The organism is Mesorhizobium sp. M7A.F.Ca.US.006.01.1.1 (genome assembly GCF_003997935.1).
In the GTDB taxonomy this organism is placed as follows: domain Bacteria; phylum Pseudomonadota; class Alphaproteobacteria; order Rhizobiales; family Rhizobiaceae; genus Mesorhizobium.
On sequence record NZ_RZQL01000007.1, the window covers coordinates 49,805 to 66,500 of the forward strand.

Here is a 16,696-nt window from a genome sequence, read left to right on the forward strand (position 1 = left end):
GCTTCCTGTGGTCGATTGTCCGTCCGCGCCTGTCGTCTTTTGCTTAAGGTGCCCGTCTACATCGGCTGGTATCTTGAGGAGATCTGCCGCGCCAGAAACAGCTTCAACTGCCAGCAAGCCGGTTTTGCACAGGCTGCTCGCTTACGATCCAAGGCTGCGATAAACCCAAGGCAGCCGTCTTTGCAGTTGGAGCGCCGAATGACTGTACTCACACGCCGCAGGCTTTTGAAAACGGCTGCGGTTGCCGGCGCGGGCGGGATCGGGCTTTCGGCCATGGGCCGGCTTGGCGGCTGGGCCGCCGCCACAGCTGAGCCTGTGGTTTTGCAGACGGCAAAAATCCAGGCGAAGCTGATGGATGTCGGCCAGACCAGGGATGTGCTGACCTATGGCAACGCTGGCATGCCGCCCGTGCTCAGGATGAAAAAAGGCGAGCCCTTTGCCGCGCGTCTCGTCAATGCCATCGACGACCCGACGACGATCCACTGGCACGGCATTCGCGTTCCAAACAAGATGGACGGCGTGCCGTTCCTGGTCCAGCCCTACGTCTACACCGGCGACCATTTCGACTACGCCTTCACGCCGCCTGACGCCGGCACCTTCTGGTATCATCCGCACTGCAACACGCTGGAGCAGATGGGCCACGGCCTGACGGGAGTGATCGTGGTCGAGAACCCCAGCGATCCGAAATTCGATGCCGAAATGGTCGTCAATCTGCGCGACTGGCGCCTCGGCGACGACGGCCAGTTCATCGATCAGTTCCGACCGCGCGATGCCGCAAGAACCGGCACTTACGGCACGGTGCGCACCGCAAACTGGCTCGATCAGCCGCAATATGACGCGCCGGCCGGAGGGCTGGTGCGGCTCAGGGTCGCCATCACCGACGTCACCCGGATCTATGCCTTTCGCGTCGATGGCGCCGAAGCGTCAGTCATCGCACTGGACGGCAATCCGGTGCCGCAGCGTTTTTCCCCCGATGCCTTGCTGCTTGGACCGGGACAGCGCATGGAGTTGGCCATCCGCATGCCCGACGACGAAGGCGCGATCGTCAGCTTGAGGGACGTCAGGGGCACCAAGCCAAAAATCCTGGCAACCCTGCGCGCGACAGGAAACTCGCTCAAGCGGGACATTCGTGATCTTGCTCTGCTGGAGGTCAATCCGGTGGCGGAAGTGGATCTCGCCAGCGCCCAACATATTTCCCTGGCGCTCAGCGCCACGGCGGAAAACGTCCCGAGCGATGGCATCTGCGGTTCGCTTGGCTACAGTTTTTGGGCCATCAACAAGGTGCCGTGGCCCGGCGATACGCCGGATCCGACCGCGCCGCTGGCCGAATTGAAGCTTGGCAGGAGCTATGTCATCGATATGGAGAACCTAACGCCGCAATCCCATCCGATGCATCTGCACGGCATGAGCTTCAAGGTGCTGTCGTCCTCGACGCGCCAGGTTCAGCCTTTCATTTCCGACACCTATCTCATCCAGCCCAACGAGAAGGTTCAGCTCGGTTTCGTCGCCGACAATCCCGGCGACTGGCTGCTGCACTGCCACATCATCGAGCATCAGAAATCGGGCATGACGAGCTACGTCACGGTGGTGTGAAGCCGCGTCAGCCTGCGCGTCGCGTCTGGGCCGTCACTTGCGCAATTGCGCCTCGATCTCGTCGAGCACTTTGTCCTTGCCGATGCCGGTGAGGAAGGCGAGGCCCTTGATGACCGGCTTGGTCACCGAAGCGGAGATCGGGGTGGTTGAGACGATGAAGTCGACATTGTCGGCCAGTCCGGGCACTTCGGTGGCCTTTGCCTGCTGGGCGTTGAAGGTGAGGCCGCGTTTCTTCATTTCCTCGGTGACGGCGACATTGACCGCGGTCGAGGTGGCGATGCCCGTGCCGCAGGCAAAGAGAATGGTTTTCTGTCTGGACATCTCTGCTTTCTCCTTGTTTCAGCCGAGTACGGCTCGCACGTCTTCGAGGGTTCTGGCCGCCCTCAAATCATCCAAGGCTTGCGGGTTCTGGATGGTGGCCATGACGGCCTGCAGCGCCTCAATCTGCTTGTCCTTGTCGTTGATGGCAAGCAGGAAGACGAAGCCGACCGGCAGCATCTCGTCGGGATCCTCCATATTGGCGAAGGTCACTGGTTGCTTCAATGTGCCCATCGCGATCCCAGGCTTCAGCACATGCTCCGGATCGGTATGCGGCACCGCGACGTTGTCGGAGCGTTCCAGCGGCAGTCCGGTCGGGATGGTCAATTCGCGGCGCACGACCGCGTCGGCATAGGAGCTTTTGACATAGCCAAGTGTCTCCAGCCGGCCCGCCAGGATGCGGATGATCTCCTCATTGGTCGAGGCATCGGATCCGAGCACGATCGCGTCGGGGTCCAGAAGCTGCATGAGGCCGTCGGACATTCTTTGCTCCGTCTATGAAATCGTGCGCCCCGAGGTAGGGCGCACGATCGGTTTGAAGGGTAGACGCTATCAGGTTCAGGCCGTCTCTTCGGCCGGCTCGTCCTCGGCGCCCGCGGCCCGTTCCCAGCCGAGCGGATTGCGGCGGTAGAGGACAAACAATGCCGCGATGACCACCGCGATCACGATGATGCCGACAAGTCCAAGCCCCTGGATCGCCTCGATGACCACGTAAGGCACCCACAGGAAGCCGTCGACCACCGAGGTGATCTGCAGCGCGTCCGCCGGCAGCTTGAAGCCCGACGAGACTGCTGCGCTTGTGAACAGCGGCGCCAGCGCGTTGGCGACGTAGAAGCCGATGGCCAGCGTCACCGTGCCGATCACCACCATGCGGAACACGTTGCCTTTGACCAGCGGCGCGGTCATGGCGACGATGAAGGGGATAACCGCAAGGTCGGCGAACAGGATGACGCGGTTGCCAGGCAGGATGATGGACAGGATGATCGCGATCGGCACCAGGATCAGCGACGACGAGATCGCGGCCGGATGGCCGATCAGGATCGCGGAATCGAGGCCAACAAGAAGCTCGCGATCGCCCGTGCGCTTGCGCACGAATGCCTGGGCTGCGTCGGAAACCGGCAGCAGGCCTTCCATCAGGATCTTGACCATGCGCGGTAGCAGCAGCATCACCGCGGCCAGCGTCATGCCGGTGCCCAGAACCTTGGCCAGCACCACGCTGAGATCACCCGCATTGTAGAAGGCGATCGCACCAAGCACGAGGCCGATGATGAGGCCCATCACGACAGGTTCGCCGAACACGCCGAACCTGCGCTCGATCGTATCGGTGTTGATGTTGATGCGGTTGATCCCGGGAATGCGGTCCATGATCCAGTTGAGCACAATGGCGATCGGCAGGATTTGCGCCGAGGCGAGATGCGGCACGGAAATGCCGGGCACGCCGTAGAACTGCTGTACCGCGCGCGCCGACCAGTCGGCGAACAGCAGCGAGAGTGCTGCGACAAGTGCTGCGACCGCAATGCCATAGGCCAGATTGTCGGTTGCGGCGACGACCAGCGAGCCGACAAAGGCGAAGTGCCAGAAATTCCAGACGTCGACATTGAGCGTGCGCGTCATGCGTGTCAGCAACAGCACGATGTTGACGAGGATACCGACCGGAATGACCCAAAGGCCGACCGACGAGCCGAAGGCGATCGCGGCCGCTGAAGGCCAGCCGACATCGATGATGTCGCGATGAATGCCGGTGTTGGTGACGATGGCCTTGGCGACGTCGCCAATCGACGTGAACATGAGGCCAAGCACCAGATTGATGCCGATGAAGGCGACGCCGATGGTGACGGCGGCGCGAAAAGCCTTGCTGACCTTGGCGCCCAGAACCACGGCGATGATGAAAATGACAATTGGCAGCAGGATCGTCGGGCCAAGCGTGTCGATGGCCCCTTTTAGGCCCGCGAGAACAGTATCCATTTTTCCTCCCCTGGAGCCGCGAGCCTTCGCTCGACGCCTCGCAATGATGCTCCATCCAGCCTTGACGCCGTGGCGCAAAGACACTCCCCAATTTGCCCTCGAGGTGAATGCTTCCCGACTGTCGCGTCGGTGAACATTTGCCTTTGCTGACAAACGAATGTTTTATTGGGGTTGTTCGCTGCAATGTCAATTGGTTGCGCTTCGGCCAATCGAGCCTCGGCGGACGTCCATTCCGAGACGATTTCGTGGGAAATTGCCGGTCGCGTCCGGTTTCGTTGGCAAATAGAGCCCGTTCCCTGCTATCCGACCCCAAATCACGAAGCTGTGGACATTCCTGCATGACCAACGTCGCCCTGACCGGGCTTGCCCGTGATCTCGCCAAGCGTGCCGCCGAAGGCCGCCCAGTGCGCATCGGTGTCATCGGTTCGGGCGAAATGGGCACGGATCTGGTCACACAGGGCATGCTGATGCCGGGTATTTCGGTCTGCGCCGTCTCGACGCGCCGCCCGCACACCGCGCGCGATGCCATCCGCATCGCCTATGGCGACGAAGCCATGGCGGTCGAAGCCGATACCGCGTCGAAAGTCACCGGCGCCATCGAGAGCGGCAAGCTCGCCATCACATCCAACGAGATGCTGGTCACCAACCCGCTGATCGACGTCGTCATCGACGCCACCGGCAAGCCGGGCGTCGCCGCCGATTTCGACCTCATGGCGATGGAGCACGGCAAGCATCTGGTGATGATGAACGTCGAGGCCGACGTCACCATCGGCTGCTATCTCAAGCAGCAGGCCGACCGGCTTGGCGTCGTCTATTCGGTGGGTGCGGGCGACGAGCCGTCGAGCTGCATGGAACTGATCGAATTCGCGTCGGCACTCGGGCTGACCATCGTCTCGGCCGGCAAGGGCAAGAACAACCCGCTTAACCACGATGCTGTGCCGGACGACTATCGCGCCGAAGCGATCCGCCGCAACATGAACCCGCGCATGCTGGTCGAGTTCGTCGACGGCTCCAAGACCATGGTCGAGATGTGCGCCATCGCCAACGCCACCGGGCTGGTGCCCGATGTGCCCGGCATGCACGGCCCCAAGGCCGACCGCGATGACCTCGCCAAGGTGCTGATCCCGCGCGAGGATGGCGGGCTTTTGCTGAAGAAGGGCGTCGTCGACTACACGGTCGGCAAGGGCGTCGCGCCCGGCGTCTTCGTCATCGTCGAGGCGACGCATCCGCGCATCATCGAGCGCATGGACGATCTGCATATCGGCCACGGCCCTTATTACAGCCTGTTCCGGCCCTATCATCTGACCTCGCTGGAGGTACCGCTGACCGCCGCCCGCATCGTGCTTTTCGGCAAGCCCGACATGGTGCCGCTGCCGCGGCCCGTTGCCGAAGTGTGCGCCATCGCCAAGCGCGACCTTGCCTCCGGCGAGACCTTCGATGCGATCGGCGAGACCTGCTACCGTTCCTGGACGATGACCGTCGGCGAAGCCCGTGCCCGGCGCGCCGTGCCGGTCGGCCTGCTCGAGGGCGGCAAGGTGCTGAAACCGGTCAAGAAAGGCGAGTTGCTGACGTCAGACAATGCGTCGCCCGACCAGACGACGAGGCTGTTCGCCTTGCGCCGGCTGCAGGATGAGATGCTGTACGGGGCAAGCTGAGGAATTTACTTCCCCAATTCAACCGACCTGAGCCGCGCAGCCTCCACCGCCTCTGTGAGAAGGCGCGTCAGCCGATCCTCGCCCATCAACACGTCCAGCGCCGCGGCCGTCGTCCCCTTGGGGCTGGTGACCTGCTGGCGCAGCACGGCCGGTTCCTCGCCGCTTTCGGCGGCGAGCGAGGCGGCGCCATAGACGGTCTGCATGGCGAGCAGCTTGGCGGTCGCCGTCGGCAGACCGGCCTTCTCGGCTGCCACGGTCAGCGCTTCGATGAAATGGAAGATATAGGCCGGCCCTGATCCGGACACGGCGGTCACCGCATCCATCAGGCCTTCATCGTCGATGGTGGCCACTTCGCCGCTTGCCGACAAAAGGTCGGCGACGAAGCGCTTGGTGTCATCGGACACGAGCTTGTTGGAGAACACCACCATCATGCCCTTGCCGATCGCCGCGGGCGTGTTGGGCATGCAGCGCACGATCGGCGCGCGGTTGCCCAAGATTTCCTCGAAGGTGGCGGCAGGCGTGCCGGCAGCGATGCTGACAAAGGTGGTGCGGCCGTCGCCGAAACGCTTGTAGGCGGCCGTGACGTCGCGGATTACCTGCGGCTTCACCGCGATGACGACGAGATCGGGCACGGCATCGGCCGGAATGCTACCGGCATCGGCTGATGTCGCGCAGCCCAGCGCTGCCGCGCGATTGCGCAGATCGGCATTGGGCTCGACCACGAAAACCGCCGACGGCGCAAGCTTGCCGGATTTCAGCCAGCCCGAGAGCATAGCGTAGCCCATATTGCCGCAGCCGGCGAGAACAAGCCTGATCGTCATCGAAAGCCCTCCGAATGAAGGCCTTCACATAGACGCTGGCGCTTCCCTGGGGAAGCCCTGTCAGGATCGCGAGCCACGATCGGGATCGCGCACCGCGATTGGCCGCAGCGACACTTGCCTGAGGCCGAGCACGCCGAGCACGAAGAACAGCCAGACCGGGTCGCCGCGATGGAAGAAGAAGCTTTCGAGGAAGGCGTTCAGCGCCGTGAACAACACCACCATCATGAAGAAGTCGCCGAGAAAGATGTTTTCCCTGCGCAACGGAATGCGCATGTAGTCGCGCAGCGGCGCGATGAGGAAGGTGTAGACCGCCACGCATAGTGCCGGAATGCCCATCAGCACGGCGATGTCGAGATAACCGTCATGGCCATGCACGATGGTTCTGATATCCCACGGCCGGTCGAAGGGCTGGTCCTGGTTGAGCAAGAGCGGCGTGCCCCAGAAGCTCTCATAGCCGTAGCCGGTCCACGGCTTCTTCGCCAGCATGCTGCCGGCGAACTCCCACAGCGTCGTGCGGCCGGTATAGGTCATGCCGGGGAAGTAGATCGCCGCCAGATGTTTTACCGGCGGCAGGAAGACGATGCCCAGCGTGCCGACCGCCGTGGCGATGATCGCCAGCGCAAACAGGATCGGCGTGCCGAGCCGCATGCCTATCAGGCTCGGGAACATCACGATCAGGATCGAGAACGGCACCAGGCCGGCGGTCGTCTTGGAGCCGGTGTGCAGCATGAAGATCATCGCCGCGAAGAAGATCCCGGCGCCCCAGTAGCGCTGTCCGCGCCGGTAGAGATAGAGGCCTGCGAAGCTGAGGCAGGCCATGATCGGCCCGGCGATGTTCTTGTGGGTGAACACGCCGCGCCACAGGCCGGCATGCTCGGGCTCCTGCGAGTCGGCGGTGTGCATTGCCTCGTGCGGAAAGACGATGAGGCCGAGATAGGAAAGGCCCATGATCACGACAGCGGTGAAGATGATCACCTTCGAGAAGGCCTCGGCGTCGCGCGGCAGCACCAGGATCGTCGCCATCGTCAGGATGCCGATCAGCGTGAAGGAGGCGGCGCGCATCGCCGAAGGCGGATCGGTCGACAGGATCACCGAGAGGAAAAAGAAGCCCAGCATCAGCACCCAGGACGGGCTGAGCAGCGAGCGCACCACGCGCGGATCGGCAAAGGCCATCAGCGAGAAGATCGACATGGCGCCGAGCGAACCGAAGCCAAGCTGGTTGACGATGTCGCCACCTTGACCGGTGAGTTCGGCGCCGCCCGGCTGGAACGGCCTGAAGGACACCATGATGACGGTGAACAGCAGCGCGGCAATGGCGGTGGCCACGCCTTCGCGCGTGAACGCGTCGCTGAGCGGCGCGCGCTCAGTTTTTCTCAGGCTGGCGGTATTGCTCATTGGCATATCCGAATTCGGCCAGCACGCGGCCCAGCGCCACATGGACGGGGTAGATGGCGATATCAGGCGATCCGGTCCGCGCCAGCCGGATCAGGCCGCGAAACGGCGAGGCGGCAAGCAGTGCCAGGCTCTTCAGCAACACTTTGGCGCCGGCCATTGGCGTGCCGGCGCGCTTCTTCTTTTCGACCAGTGTCGAGATGACGCCGTTGCGCAGGCTGCGGGCACGGATCCAGTCGGCTTCGATACGCCGCGCCGGAACGGTTTCCAGCACCTTGGCCTCGGCGCACCAACCCAGAACAAAGCCCTTTTGCGCCGACCGGCTGAGAAAGTCGGAATCGCCGCCGCCCATGAAGTTGAATCTGAGATCGAGAAAGGGCGGACCCATGGCGATCAGCACGTTGCGCCCGACCAGAAGATTGCCGGACGAATAGAGCGCCGGCACGCGTCCGGTTTCCCGATAAGGCGGCGCGAACACCGGATGCTCGGCCCATCGCGCATGGGCGGGGTCGGCAAACACGGGCACCTGTGGGCCGCCGACAATATCGGCGCCGAGCGTTTCGGCAGCCCGGCACATCCGCTCCAGCCACTGCGGATCGGCGATCTCGTCATCGTCGATGACCAGCAGATGCCTGAAGTTCGGGAATTGCAGGATCGCCGTCTGCCAACCGGCATTGTAGGCGCTGCAATTGCCGCGCTCATGCGCGATGATCACCAGGCCCGACATTTCGCCCCGCTCGAACAGCGGCAGCGCCGCCTTGGCGCCGGCCCGCGCCTCGGCTTCGTTTTCCATGACGATCACGGCAAAGCGCCTGCCGGTTTGCTGCGCGCGCAGAGACGCCAGCGTTTCCAGCACTTGCTCGGGACGCTTGAAGGTCGGCAAGGTGACGACGGCTTCGACGGCCTCGACGTCAAGCCGCGGCGAGCGTCCCGCGACCGATACCGAACCGTCCGATGGCAAAGGGATCATCCGTGTCCAGCCACATGGTGAGTTGGGCTCTGGTAGCACCACGGTTGATAAGGTTTCGTTAATCACCTTGCACGGAGAACGCCTGCAAGCAGAGGCTTTCGGTCGTCGAATGTGCTGGCTTAATCAAGGGTTCACCGCGCTTTGCTACCGGCTACACCACAGGATAGGTGAGATGCATCTGCTGTTCGCCACATCGATCGTGCCTGACGGCGCTCTCGCCTCGGGCTACGAGATCGCCAACGCTGCGATCATCGCTGCCTTGCGGCGCGCTGGCGCGCGCGTAACCGTCATCGGCTTCACCTGGCCGGGGAAGCCGGCGGCCGACCCCGAAAACACCGTGGTGCTGGGTGCCATCGACGTGCGCACGGACAATGCCTCCGCGCGCCAAAAGCTGGCCTGGGTCGGCAAGGCGCTGCTTTCGGGCCTTACCTTCGCGTCGGTCAAGCTGCGCGCCGTGTCCGACAGCGATGTGCTCGCTGCCATCGAGCGCGCTGGACCGGTTGATGGCTATGTCTTGAATTCCGTGCAGTTCGCCGGTGCCTTTGAAAAGCTTTTCACTGGGCGGCCTTCGATCTTCGTTGCCCACAATGTCGAGCATCTTTCGGCGCGGGAGAACGCCGCTGCCGCCGGCAGCCTCTTCCAGCGCCTGCTGTTTCGCCGCGAGGCAAGGCTGCTCAAGACCGTCGAAGAGCGTCTCTGCCGCCGGGCGCGCTTCGTCTTCACCCTGGCCGAGGAAGACCGCGCCGCTCTCGGTGTCGCCTCCGACAACCGCTCGGCGGTGCTGCCGCTGGTGACCGGGGTCCACGCGCTAACCCTGAAAGGCCCGCGCCGCATCGACTGCGACGCCGCCCTGATCGGCACCTGGACCTGGCAGCCGAACCGCATCGGCCTCGACTGGTTCCTGGGCAAGGTCGTGCCGCATCTGCGGCCCGATTTCCGCATCCGCATCGCCGGCCACATGCCTTCCGGCGTCGCGTCGAGGCATCCGGGTGTGGAATTTGTCGGCCGCGTGCCCGACGCGCAGGCTTTCGTGCGCGGCGCCGCCGTCATCCCGCTGATCAGCACCGCCGGCAGCGGCGTCCAGTTGAAGACAATCGAAACCTTCGAGCTCGGCCTGCCTTCGGTCGCCACCAGCCGTTCGCTGCGCGGCATCGACCACCGTCCGGCCAATTGCGTCGTCACCGACGATCCCGTTGCCTTCGCCAGGGCTCTCGAGGCTGCCGCGGCCGACATCCATGACGTTGACGGCAGCGCGTTCCGGGGCTCGCAGGTCAAGGCGCTCGACGCTGCCATCCGGCTCGGCCTCGAAAAGCTCGCACCCGTCAGGCAGGAGGCGTTTGCATGAACATGCATTCCGCCCGCGCCGCGTTCGGGCTCGACAAGCTGAAGACGATCCTTGGCATCCCGGTGGTTGCGGTCCCCTGGAACGATGCCATCGCCCTGCTGAACCGGTTGATTGCCGAGCGGCGCTTCACCAAGGTCAGTTTCCTCAACGCCCACAACGCCAACATCGCCTATACCGACCCGGTGTTCGCCCAAGCACTCGATGATTTCCTCATCCTGCCCGACGGCATCGGTATCGATCTGGCGGCGAGGCTCCTCTACGGGGCGCCGTTTCCCGATAATCTGAACGGCACCGATTTCGTCCCGGCCTTCCTGCAGGCCTCGACGACGCCGCTGACCGTCGGGCTGCTCGGCGCAACGCGCGTCAATGCCGAAGCGGCGTCGGTCAAGCTGGCGGCACTGGCCGTGCAGCACCGGTTCGTGGTGATCCATGACGGCTATTTCCCCGCTTCGCAGGAGCAGGAAATCGTCGACCGGATTGCCGCGCTTCGGCCCGACGTGCTGCTCGTCGCCATGGGCGTGCCGCGCCAGGAATTGTGGATCGAGCGCCATATCGACGCGCGTCATTGCACGCTGCCGATCGCCGTCGGCGCGTTGCTTGATTTCCTGAGCGGCGCGGTGCCCCGCGCGCCCTTGTGGATGCGCCGGCTGCGGCTCGAATGGCTGTTCCGGTTGGCTGTCGAACCGAGCCGCCTGTGGCGCCGTTATGTGGTCGGCAACCCACTGTTCCTGCTGCGCGTCGTCAGGCAGAAATTCTCGCTTGCGCCCGAAGCCGCGGGAGATACCAAATGAACAGCAGGTTCGTGCCAGGCGCCGCTGTCGAGCCAAGCCCGCTGCGGCAGACACCGACTGCGGCAATCGTGACGGCAAGCTACGCGCCCGACTTCGAGCGCTGCCGGTTGCTGTGCGAGACACTTGATCGCCATGTCTCCGGCGCGGCGCACCATTATATCCTGGTCGAACATCGCGACGTCAGGCTGTTTCGCCAATTGGAAACCGGCCGGCGCACGGTCGTCGACGAGCGTGAATTGCTGCCGCGCTGGCTGCACGCCTTCGACGATCCGCTCAGCCTGTTTCGCCGGCGCGTCTGGCTCAGCCTGAAGACCCAGCCCCTGCGCGGCTGGCATGTGCAGCAGTTGCGTCGCATCGCCATCTCGGCGCATGCCGGGGAAGACGTGCTCATCTTCTGCGATTCCGATGTTGCCTTCCTGAAACCTTTTGACTGCGGCGCCTTCTGGCGCGACGGCAAGGTGCGCCTGTTCCGCCGCGACGGTGTGCTGGCGGACGAAGGTCATGAGGAGCATCGCATCTGGTCGCGCAATGCGGGCTCGGCACTCGGCATCGACCCGTCCCGGACGTCGATCCATGACTATATCTCGACGCTGATCGCCTGGCGGCGCGACACTGTGCTGGCCATGTGCGGCGAGATCGAGAAGGTCCATGGCCGCGACTGGGTCGAGGTCGTCGGCTCGGCGCGCAAATTCTCCGAATGCATGATCTACGGCCGCTATGTCGACGATCTGCTGGACGGTGCCGGCCACTTCCACGGTTCCGAAGAGTTCTGCCGCGTCCACTGGACCGGCGAAGCGCTTTCGGATGACGAGTTCCGCCGCTTCGTTGCCGCCATGGCGCCGGAGCAGGTGGCGATCGGCATGCAATCCTTCATCGGCACCGATATCGGCCGCATCCGCCGCCTGATTGGGCTCGATCGCTCTTAGATAGCTTTCGCCGGCTTGCGCATCGCCGAATAGGTGAGCAGCGTCGAGGCGAGATACAAAAGCAGGAAGACGACATTGAGCGACAGCACCAGGTTCGGCGTGTCGAGGATGGTCGTCAGCACATAGGTCAAAAGCAGCGCCTTCAGTGCGGCGAGCAGGCCGAGGTTGAGCGCCCGCACCAGCGTCTGGCCGCGAGCGAACAGAAGCTCAGCCTGGTATTCGACCAGATTGCGCAGTCCCGGCACGCAGATCGCCAGCACAACCAGCGGGGCGGCCTCGGCGACATTCTTGCCGAGTGCGTTGGGGAAGAAATGCAGCACGATGCCGAGCGTCAAGAGCGCCAGCGTCGACACCGCGAAAACGCCGCCTTCGATGCCGCTCTTGACCGTCAGCCGTGACAGCAGTTCCGGCGCGCGCATCATGCGCTGCACCAGCATCATCGAGAAGGTGCGGATCGGAATGGCGGTCAGGTCGACCAGCCGCATGATGATGGCGTAGATGCCGGCCAGATGCGGGCCCCCGATTGCCAGCACCAGCAACTTGTCGAATTCCATCTGCAGGTAGAACAGCACTTCGGCGCCGGCCACATAGACGGAATCGGCCAATCGCCGAAGATACAGCGCGACGCGCAGCCGCAGCCTCTGGCGCGGGTAGAAGAAGCCGAAGGCAATCAGCAGCGAGGCGGCATTGGCGCCGATATAGAACCAGGACCATATCCAGACGCTGTGTTGTGCCCAGAACATGAACAGCACCGCGCCGAGCGCCCGCAGCGCGGTCGCTAGGATGGCCAGCAGCGCGGCGCGGCCGAACTTGCCCAGGCCGTTGTTGACGATCAGCGCCACCTCCACCGGCCGCCACAACAGCGCTTCGGCAAAGACGATTGCAGCAAACACCGACAGCGGCACGGTGTCGGCGAAGAAAAGCAGATAGACGCCGAACGAGGCCGCGGCCAGCAGCGGCAGCGACAGCACACCGAGCAGCAGGAAGCCGGCGGAAAAAGTGCCGATCAGATTGGGGCGGATGGTGGCGGTGCGGTAGAGCGCCGAGATGAACCCGAAGGCGAGGATGCGCGACAGCATGACACCGGCCGCCGATGCGGTGGCGAACATGCCGAATTCGGAAATGGACAGCGTGTTGGCCAGCGCGATGAAATAGGCGAGTGAAAACACCAGTCGTCCGCCGGCGCCGCTGATCGCAGAAAAATAGTCGCGAAGCAGCCCCCGTCGTTCGGCCAAAAAAGTGCCGATCCGGGCGAGGGGCCGCCTTTGCGGTATGTCACTGGCCTGCGTCATGTCTCATGGAGAGCCTAGGCCGGAAAACTTAACGTGCCGTTCTGGGGCCTAAGGTTGCGTCGAAAATAGATGCAACCGAAGAGGGAAATCGCAGCCCCGGCGCGGGAAAATTAACCTTTTGTTTTCCATGCCTGTTTAGCGTGGCTTAACGAATGGCCAATCGCCGTTTGCAGGTCGCCAAAGGTAAAGCTCCAGACGATGGTCGACAGGGAAAACCGCGAAGACTGGAAGCGCGAGCGCTCATTGCTGGCGCTTGGCCAGGCCGTGCGCGGCGACGAACCCGACGCGTCGCTGGTCTCGATAGGCGACCGGGCAGACCCGTCATGGCGCGAGGATGCCGCCACCCGTCATCGTCTCGCCCGCTCGCAGCGCGAGGCGCGCAACCCGAAACTGTCGGATCCGGTCGCGGCCGAGGGGGATCGTGAGCAAGCTTACCGCGCGCAAACCACGCCACGGACACAGCCTGGTGCCGCCGAAACCGCTGGCGCCCGTCGCGCCGATCGTGCATCGGAACCTTACGCTGCAGGCGACGCGTCGTTATCCCGAAACGACGGCATGGACAGCCAGCAGTGGAAGCCGCTGATCGATCCGATGCAGGTCGTGCGCGGTGTCGGCAAGTCGAAGCTGCTGATCGTGACGACGACACTACTGGGCGCCGCGCTCGGCGTCACCATCGCGCTGTCGACGCCGAAGAAATATGAGGCCACCACCGAACTGATCGTCGACCCGCGCGACCTGAAGCTAACCGATCGCGACCTCACCCAGTCGGTCGTCGCTTCCGACGCCACGCTGGCCATCGTCGAGAACCAGGTTCGGGTGCTGACCTCAGGCACCGTTCTCAATAAGGTCGTCGACAAGCTCAATCTGGTCAACGATCCGGAATTCAATGGGCAAGGCGGCGGCGGCCTCAGCGTCATGTCGCTCATCCGCTCCGTCCTGTCGCGCAATGACGGGCCGGGGGGTGTCGACGACACCCGCCGCCGTGCACTTGCTGTCGGCAATCTGGCCGAGACCCTTTCGGTCGAACGCGGCGGCAAGACCTTCGTCATCACCGTCAGCGCCACCACGCAGAATGGCGAGAAATCGGCCCTCATCGCCAACACGATGACGGATGTCTTCCTGCAGACCTTCGGCCAGATACAGTCGGACACCGCAGGCCGCGCCACCGACGAACTGACAGCCAGGCTTGACGAGTTGCGCAAGGGGGTCGAGGCGGCCGAGCGCAAGGTCGAGGATTTCAGGGCCACGCACGACCTCGTCGACGCGCAGGGCCATCTCATCAGCGACGACGAGATGCTGAAACTCAACGAGCAGCTGTCGGTTGCCCGCGCCCGCACGCTGGAGCTCAATGCCCGGGCCGCTTCGGCGCGGTCGGTCGACGTCAATTCGGTTCTCACCGGCACCTTGCCGGAGGAGATCAACTCCAACACGATGAGCGATCTGCGGTCGCAATATGCATCGCTCAAGCAGGAGGCCGACCGCGCTGCCATCCGGTTCGGCCCGCGTCACCCCGAACTCCAGGCGCTCAATGCCCAGATTGCCGGCGCACGCGACCGCATCGCCTCGGAGCTGCGCCGCATCGGCTCGTCGCTGCAGGTCGACCTCAAGCGCGCGGTCCAGCTCGAACAGGATCTCGCCTCTCGCCTGGCGCAGCTGAAGGTCCGCAGCGGCGACGTCAACAGCGACCTCGTGTCGATGCGCGAACTGGAGCGCGAGGCGACCGCCAAGCGTTCCGTCTACGAACAGTATCTGCTGCGCGCCAAGGAGACCGGCGAGCAGAAGGACATCAACACAGCCAACATCAATGTGATCTCGAAGGCCTTCGCGCCGCTCGAGCCGAACGGGCCGTCGCGGGTCGTGGTCGCGCTCGCCGGCCTGTTGCTGGGTTTTGCCTCCGGCATTGGCCTCGGAGCCATGCGTGGCGCCTATGAGAGCCTGCGTGACACCGCCAATTCGCGCTCGCGTCGCGACCATGGCACGGACGTACGCCGGACGCCTTACGAAGACAAGGCATATCGGGCAGCGCCGCCGGCGCCGCCACAACCACCAGCCCCGCAACCGTCGGCACCCCCGCCTGCGCCGCCACCGCCGGCCGGGCCACCGCCTGTCCAGCAAGCCGAGGTCTCGCCGGCCGAAGGTCCCGGCCGGATCGGTGCCTTGCTGTCGAGGCTGCACAAGTCCATCTCCCGCAGGCCATCCCGGGAGGAGCCGTTCGATAACGTCGAATGGGCCTCTGCCGAAAACGGGAAGCCAATGCAGGATCCGCAGTACCGCGCTTATCCCCAGTCGGCGCCGGCCTTCGAGCCCCGGCAGGCTGCCGCGACAGCATACCCGGCGCCGCCTTTCCAGCCCGGCGGCCATCCGCAGCAGACGGCGCAGCCGCCACTGCCGCCTCCCATGGTGACGCAGCGGCCATATTCAGGGCCGCAGCTCTATCCCTACGCGCAGCCATTGGGCTACGCGCAGCAGCCGGGCTATCCCTATCCGCAATCCATGCCGGCCGCCAATGCCGGGCAGCAGCCCGATCCGGCTCAGCCTGCTTCCGGGTCCTATCCACAGCCGACCCTCCCGCAGCAGCAGGCGCCTCAGCCTCATCAGCGATCGGCGGAGCCGTCGCGGGCCGTGGAGGATGCCGAGCAGCAAGCGCCAATCGAGGAAATCCGCGCCAGCCTGCGCGAATTCCGCGAAGCGGTTCGCGAACTGACCGAAAGCCGCGCGCGCCGCCGCTACTTCTGAGCCACAAGAATCTGCGCGGTGCCGTACAAAAACATGCCGGTTTCGCGTAAACGGCATGGGACGGCGCTTTGGCGGGATTGCATGTTGGAATTTTCGTGAAAATGCCACGCTGTGAAAGATCGAAAAGCGCGTCGCTTTCGGAAGCGGCGCGCTTGGGCATTCTGGTGTTGAGGGTGGTCCATGGCTGAAGTGATTGATGGCAAGAGCGTTGCCGGGGACGTTGTGGGGGCGGTCAAGACCCTGACGGCTGAACTTGTCGCCAAGGGTAAGGACAGGCCCGGTCTTGCCGTGGTCATCGTCGGCGAGGATCCCGCCAGCCAGGTCTATGTCGCGTCCAAGTCGCGCACCGCCAAGGAATGCGGCTTTCATTCCGTCCAGCACACGCTGCCGGCCGAAACCTCAGAACCGGCATTGCTGAAGATCATCGGCGACCTCAACGCCGATCCGGCCATCAACGGCATCCTCGTGCAGCTTCCGCTGCCGGCCCACATCGACGCCGGCAAGATCATCCAGACCATCGCGCCGGAAAAGGATGTCGACGGCTTCCATTTCATCAATGTCGGCAAGCTCGGCACCGGTGAACTCGAGACAGCCTTCGTGCCTTGCACGCCGGCCGGCTCGATGCTTCTGATCGAGCGGGTGCGCGGCAAGGACCTGTCCGGCCTCAACGCCGTCGTCGTCGGCCGCTCCAATATCGTCGGCAAGCCGATGGCCAACCTCCTGCTTGCCGCCAATTGCACCGTCACCATCGCCCACAGCCGCACGAAGGATCTGCCGGCACTGGCCCGCACCGCCGACATTCTTGTCGCGGCCGTCGGCCGGCCGGAGATGATCAGGGGTGATTGGGTCAAGCCAGGCGCCACCGTCATCGATGTCGGCATCAACCGCATTC

14 protein-coding genes are annotated in these 16,696 nt (G+C 64.0%); 7 read left to right on the top strand and 7 right to left on the bottom strand.

The genetic code is table 11. From position 1 onward, the window contains the following. Positions 1-198 precede the first annotated feature (198 nt). Positions 199-1,593 carry a multicopper oxidase family protein gene (locus EN943_RS02720; RefSeq protein WP_127411394.1) on the top strand — a complete coding sequence of 465 codons (1,395 nt, stop codon included), beginning with the start codon at positions 199-201 and terminating at the stop codon, positions 1,591-1,593. 33 nt (positions 1,594-1,626) lie between these two features. Here the strand turns inward: EN943_RS02720 and EN943_RS02725 are convergent, their stop codons facing one another. The 3 genes from EN943_RS02725 to EN943_RS02735 form a co-directional block, all read right to left on the bottom strand. Then, a complete protein-coding gene (locus EN943_RS02725) occupies positions 1,627-1,914 on the bottom strand; it encodes a PTS sugar transporter subunit IIB (protein WP_024504797.1) in 288 nt (95 codons plus the stop codon). Between the two features lie 18 nt (positions 1,915-1,932). Beyond that, the gene (locus EN943_RS02730) at positions 1,933-2,394 is read right to left on the bottom strand and encodes a PTS sugar transporter subunit IIA (protein WP_127411395.1); all 462 of its coding nucleotides are present in this window, start codon (positions 2,392-2,394) and stop codon (positions 1,933-1,935) included. Positions 2,395-2,469: 75 nt separating this feature from the next. Then, on the bottom strand, positions 2,470-3,876 hold the full coding sequence (locus EN943_RS02735) for a PTS transporter subunit IIC (protein ID WP_024504799.1): 1,407 nt from the start codon (positions 3,874-3,876) through the stop codon (positions 2,470-2,472). A gap of 338 nt (positions 3,877-4,214) precedes the next feature. Between EN943_RS02735 and EN943_RS02740 the strand changes: the two genes are divergently transcribed. Then, positions 4,215-5,531, top strand: a complete 1,317-nt coding sequence (locus EN943_RS02740) for an NAD(P)H-dependent oxidoreductase (RefSeq protein ID WP_127411396.1) — start codon at positions 4,215-4,217, stop codon at positions 5,529-5,531. A 5-nt stretch (positions 5,532-5,536) separates the two neighbouring features. Here EN943_RS02740 and proC read toward each other — a convergent pair whose 3' ends face one another. The 3 genes from proC to EN943_RS02755 are packed head-to-tail and all read right to left on the bottom strand — an operon-like array spanning position 5,537 to position 8,714. After that, positions 5,537-6,352 carry a pyrroline-5-carboxylate reductase gene (gene proC / locus EN943_RS02745; RefSeq protein ID WP_127411397.1) on the bottom strand — a complete coding sequence of 272 codons (816 nt, stop codon included), beginning with the start codon at positions 6,350-6,352 and terminating at the stop codon, positions 5,537-5,539. A gap of 60 nt (positions 6,353-6,412) precedes the next feature. After that, positions 6,413-7,747 carry an O-antigen ligase gene (locus EN943_RS02750; RefSeq protein ID WP_127411398.1) on the bottom strand — a complete coding sequence of 445 codons (1,335 nt, stop codon included), beginning with the start codon at positions 7,745-7,747 and terminating at the stop codon, positions 6,413-6,415. Further along, the gene (locus tag EN943_RS02755) at positions 7,716-8,714 is read right to left on the bottom strand and encodes a glycosyltransferase (RefSeq protein WP_127411399.1); all 999 of its coding nucleotides are present in this window, start codon (positions 8,712-8,714) and stop codon (positions 7,716-7,718) included. The genes EN943_RS02750 and EN943_RS02755 overlap by 32 nt, the downstream gene beginning before the upstream one ends. 172 nt (positions 8,715-8,886) lie before the next feature. On the opposite strand from EN943_RS02755, the gene EN943_RS02760 reads away from it, so the two are divergent. The 3 genes from EN943_RS02760 to EN943_RS02770 are packed head-to-tail and all read left to right on the top strand — an operon-like array spanning position 8,887 to position 11,776. Then, positions 8,887-10,059: a glycosyltransferase family 4 protein gene (locus EN943_RS02760; RefSeq protein ID WP_127411400.1), complete on the top strand. Its 1,173-nt coding sequence runs from the start codon at positions 8,887-8,889 to the stop codon at positions 10,057-10,059. Further along, entirely contained in the window at positions 10,056-10,850 is a 795-nt protein-coding gene (locus EN943_RS02765) for a WecB/TagA/CpsF family glycosyltransferase (RefSeq protein WP_127411401.1), read from the top strand. The genes EN943_RS02760 and EN943_RS02765 overlap by 4 nt, the downstream gene beginning before the upstream one ends. After that, the gene (locus EN943_RS02770) at positions 10,847-11,776 is read left to right on the top strand and encodes a DUF6492 family protein (protein WP_127411402.1); all 930 of its coding nucleotides are present in this window, start codon (positions 10,847-10,849) and stop codon (positions 11,774-11,776) included. Before EN943_RS02765 ends, EN943_RS02770 begins: the two co-directional genes overlap by 4 nt. Here EN943_RS02770 and EN943_RS02775 read toward each other — a convergent pair. Continuing rightward, positions 11,773-13,068, bottom strand: a complete 1,296-nt coding sequence (locus tag EN943_RS02775) for a lipopolysaccharide biosynthesis protein (RefSeq protein WP_127411403.1) — start codon at positions 13,066-13,068, stop codon at positions 11,773-11,775. The two genes, EN943_RS02770 and EN943_RS02775, sit on opposite strands and share 4 nt — an antisense overlap. Before the next feature lie 198 nt (positions 13,069-13,266). On the opposite strand from EN943_RS02775, the gene EN943_RS02780 reads away from it, so the two are divergent. Both EN943_RS02780 and EN943_RS02785 read left to right on the top strand, forming a co-directional pair. Beyond that, entirely contained in the window at positions 13,267-15,804 is a 2,538-nt protein-coding gene (locus EN943_RS02780) for a GumC family protein (RefSeq protein WP_127411404.1), read from the top strand. Between the two features lie 180 nt (positions 15,805-15,984). Next, positions 15,985-16,696 (top strand): tetrahydrofolate dehydrogenase/cyclohydrolase catalytic domain-containing protein (locus tag EN943_RS02785; RefSeq protein WP_127411405.1); only part of this gene is annotated, 712 nt, incomplete at its 3' end.

Bases quoted from the DNA above. Each gene is read 5' to 3' on its own strand.
- EN943_RS02720 (WP_127411394.1), top strand. From the start codon at position 199: ATGACTGTACTCACACGCCGCAGGCTTTTGAAAACGGCTGCGGTTGCC.
- EN943_RS02725 (WP_024504797.1), bottom strand. From the start codon at position 1,914: ATGTCCAGACAGAAAACCATTCTCTTTGCCTGCGGCACGGGCATCGCC.
- EN943_RS02730 (WP_127411395.1), bottom strand. From the start codon at position 2,394: ATGTCCGACGGCCTCATGCAGCTTCTGGACCCCGACGCGATCGTGCTC.
- EN943_RS02735 (WP_024504799.1), bottom strand. From the start codon at position 3,876: ATGGATACTGTTCTCGCGGGCCTAAAAGGGGCCATCGACACGCTTGGC.
- EN943_RS02740 (WP_127411396.1), top strand. From the start codon at position 4,215: ATGACCAACGTCGCCCTGACCGGGCTTGCCCGTGATCTCGCCAAGCGT.
- proC (WP_127411397.1), bottom strand. From the start codon at position 6,352: ATGACGATCAGGCTTGTTCTCGCCGGCTGCGGCAATATGGGCTACGCT.
- EN943_RS02750 (WP_127411398.1), bottom strand. From the start codon at position 7,747: ATGAGCAATACCGCCAGCCTGAGAAAAACTGAGCGCGCGCCGCTCAGC.
- EN943_RS02755 (WP_127411399.1), bottom strand. From the start codon at position 8,714: ATGATCCCTTTGCCATCGGACGGTTCGGTATCGGTCGCGGGACGCTCG.
- EN943_RS02760 (WP_127411400.1), top strand. From the start codon at position 8,887: ATGCATCTGCTGTTCGCCACATCGATCGTGCCTGACGGCGCTCTCGCC.
- EN943_RS02765 (WP_127411401.1), top strand. From the start codon at position 10,056: ATGAACATGCATTCCGCCCGCGCCGCGTTCGGGCTCGACAAGCTGAAG.
- EN943_RS02770 (WP_127411402.1), top strand. From the start codon at position 10,847: ATGAACAGCAGGTTCGTGCCAGGCGCCGCTGTCGAGCCAAGCCCGCTG.
- EN943_RS02775 (WP_127411403.1), bottom strand. From the start codon at position 13,068: ATGACGCAGGCCAGTGACATACCGCAAAGGCGGCCCCTCGCCCGGATC.
- EN943_RS02780 (WP_127411404.1), top strand. From the start codon at position 13,267: ATGGTCGACAGGGAAAACCGCGAAGACTGGAAGCGCGAGCGCTCATTG.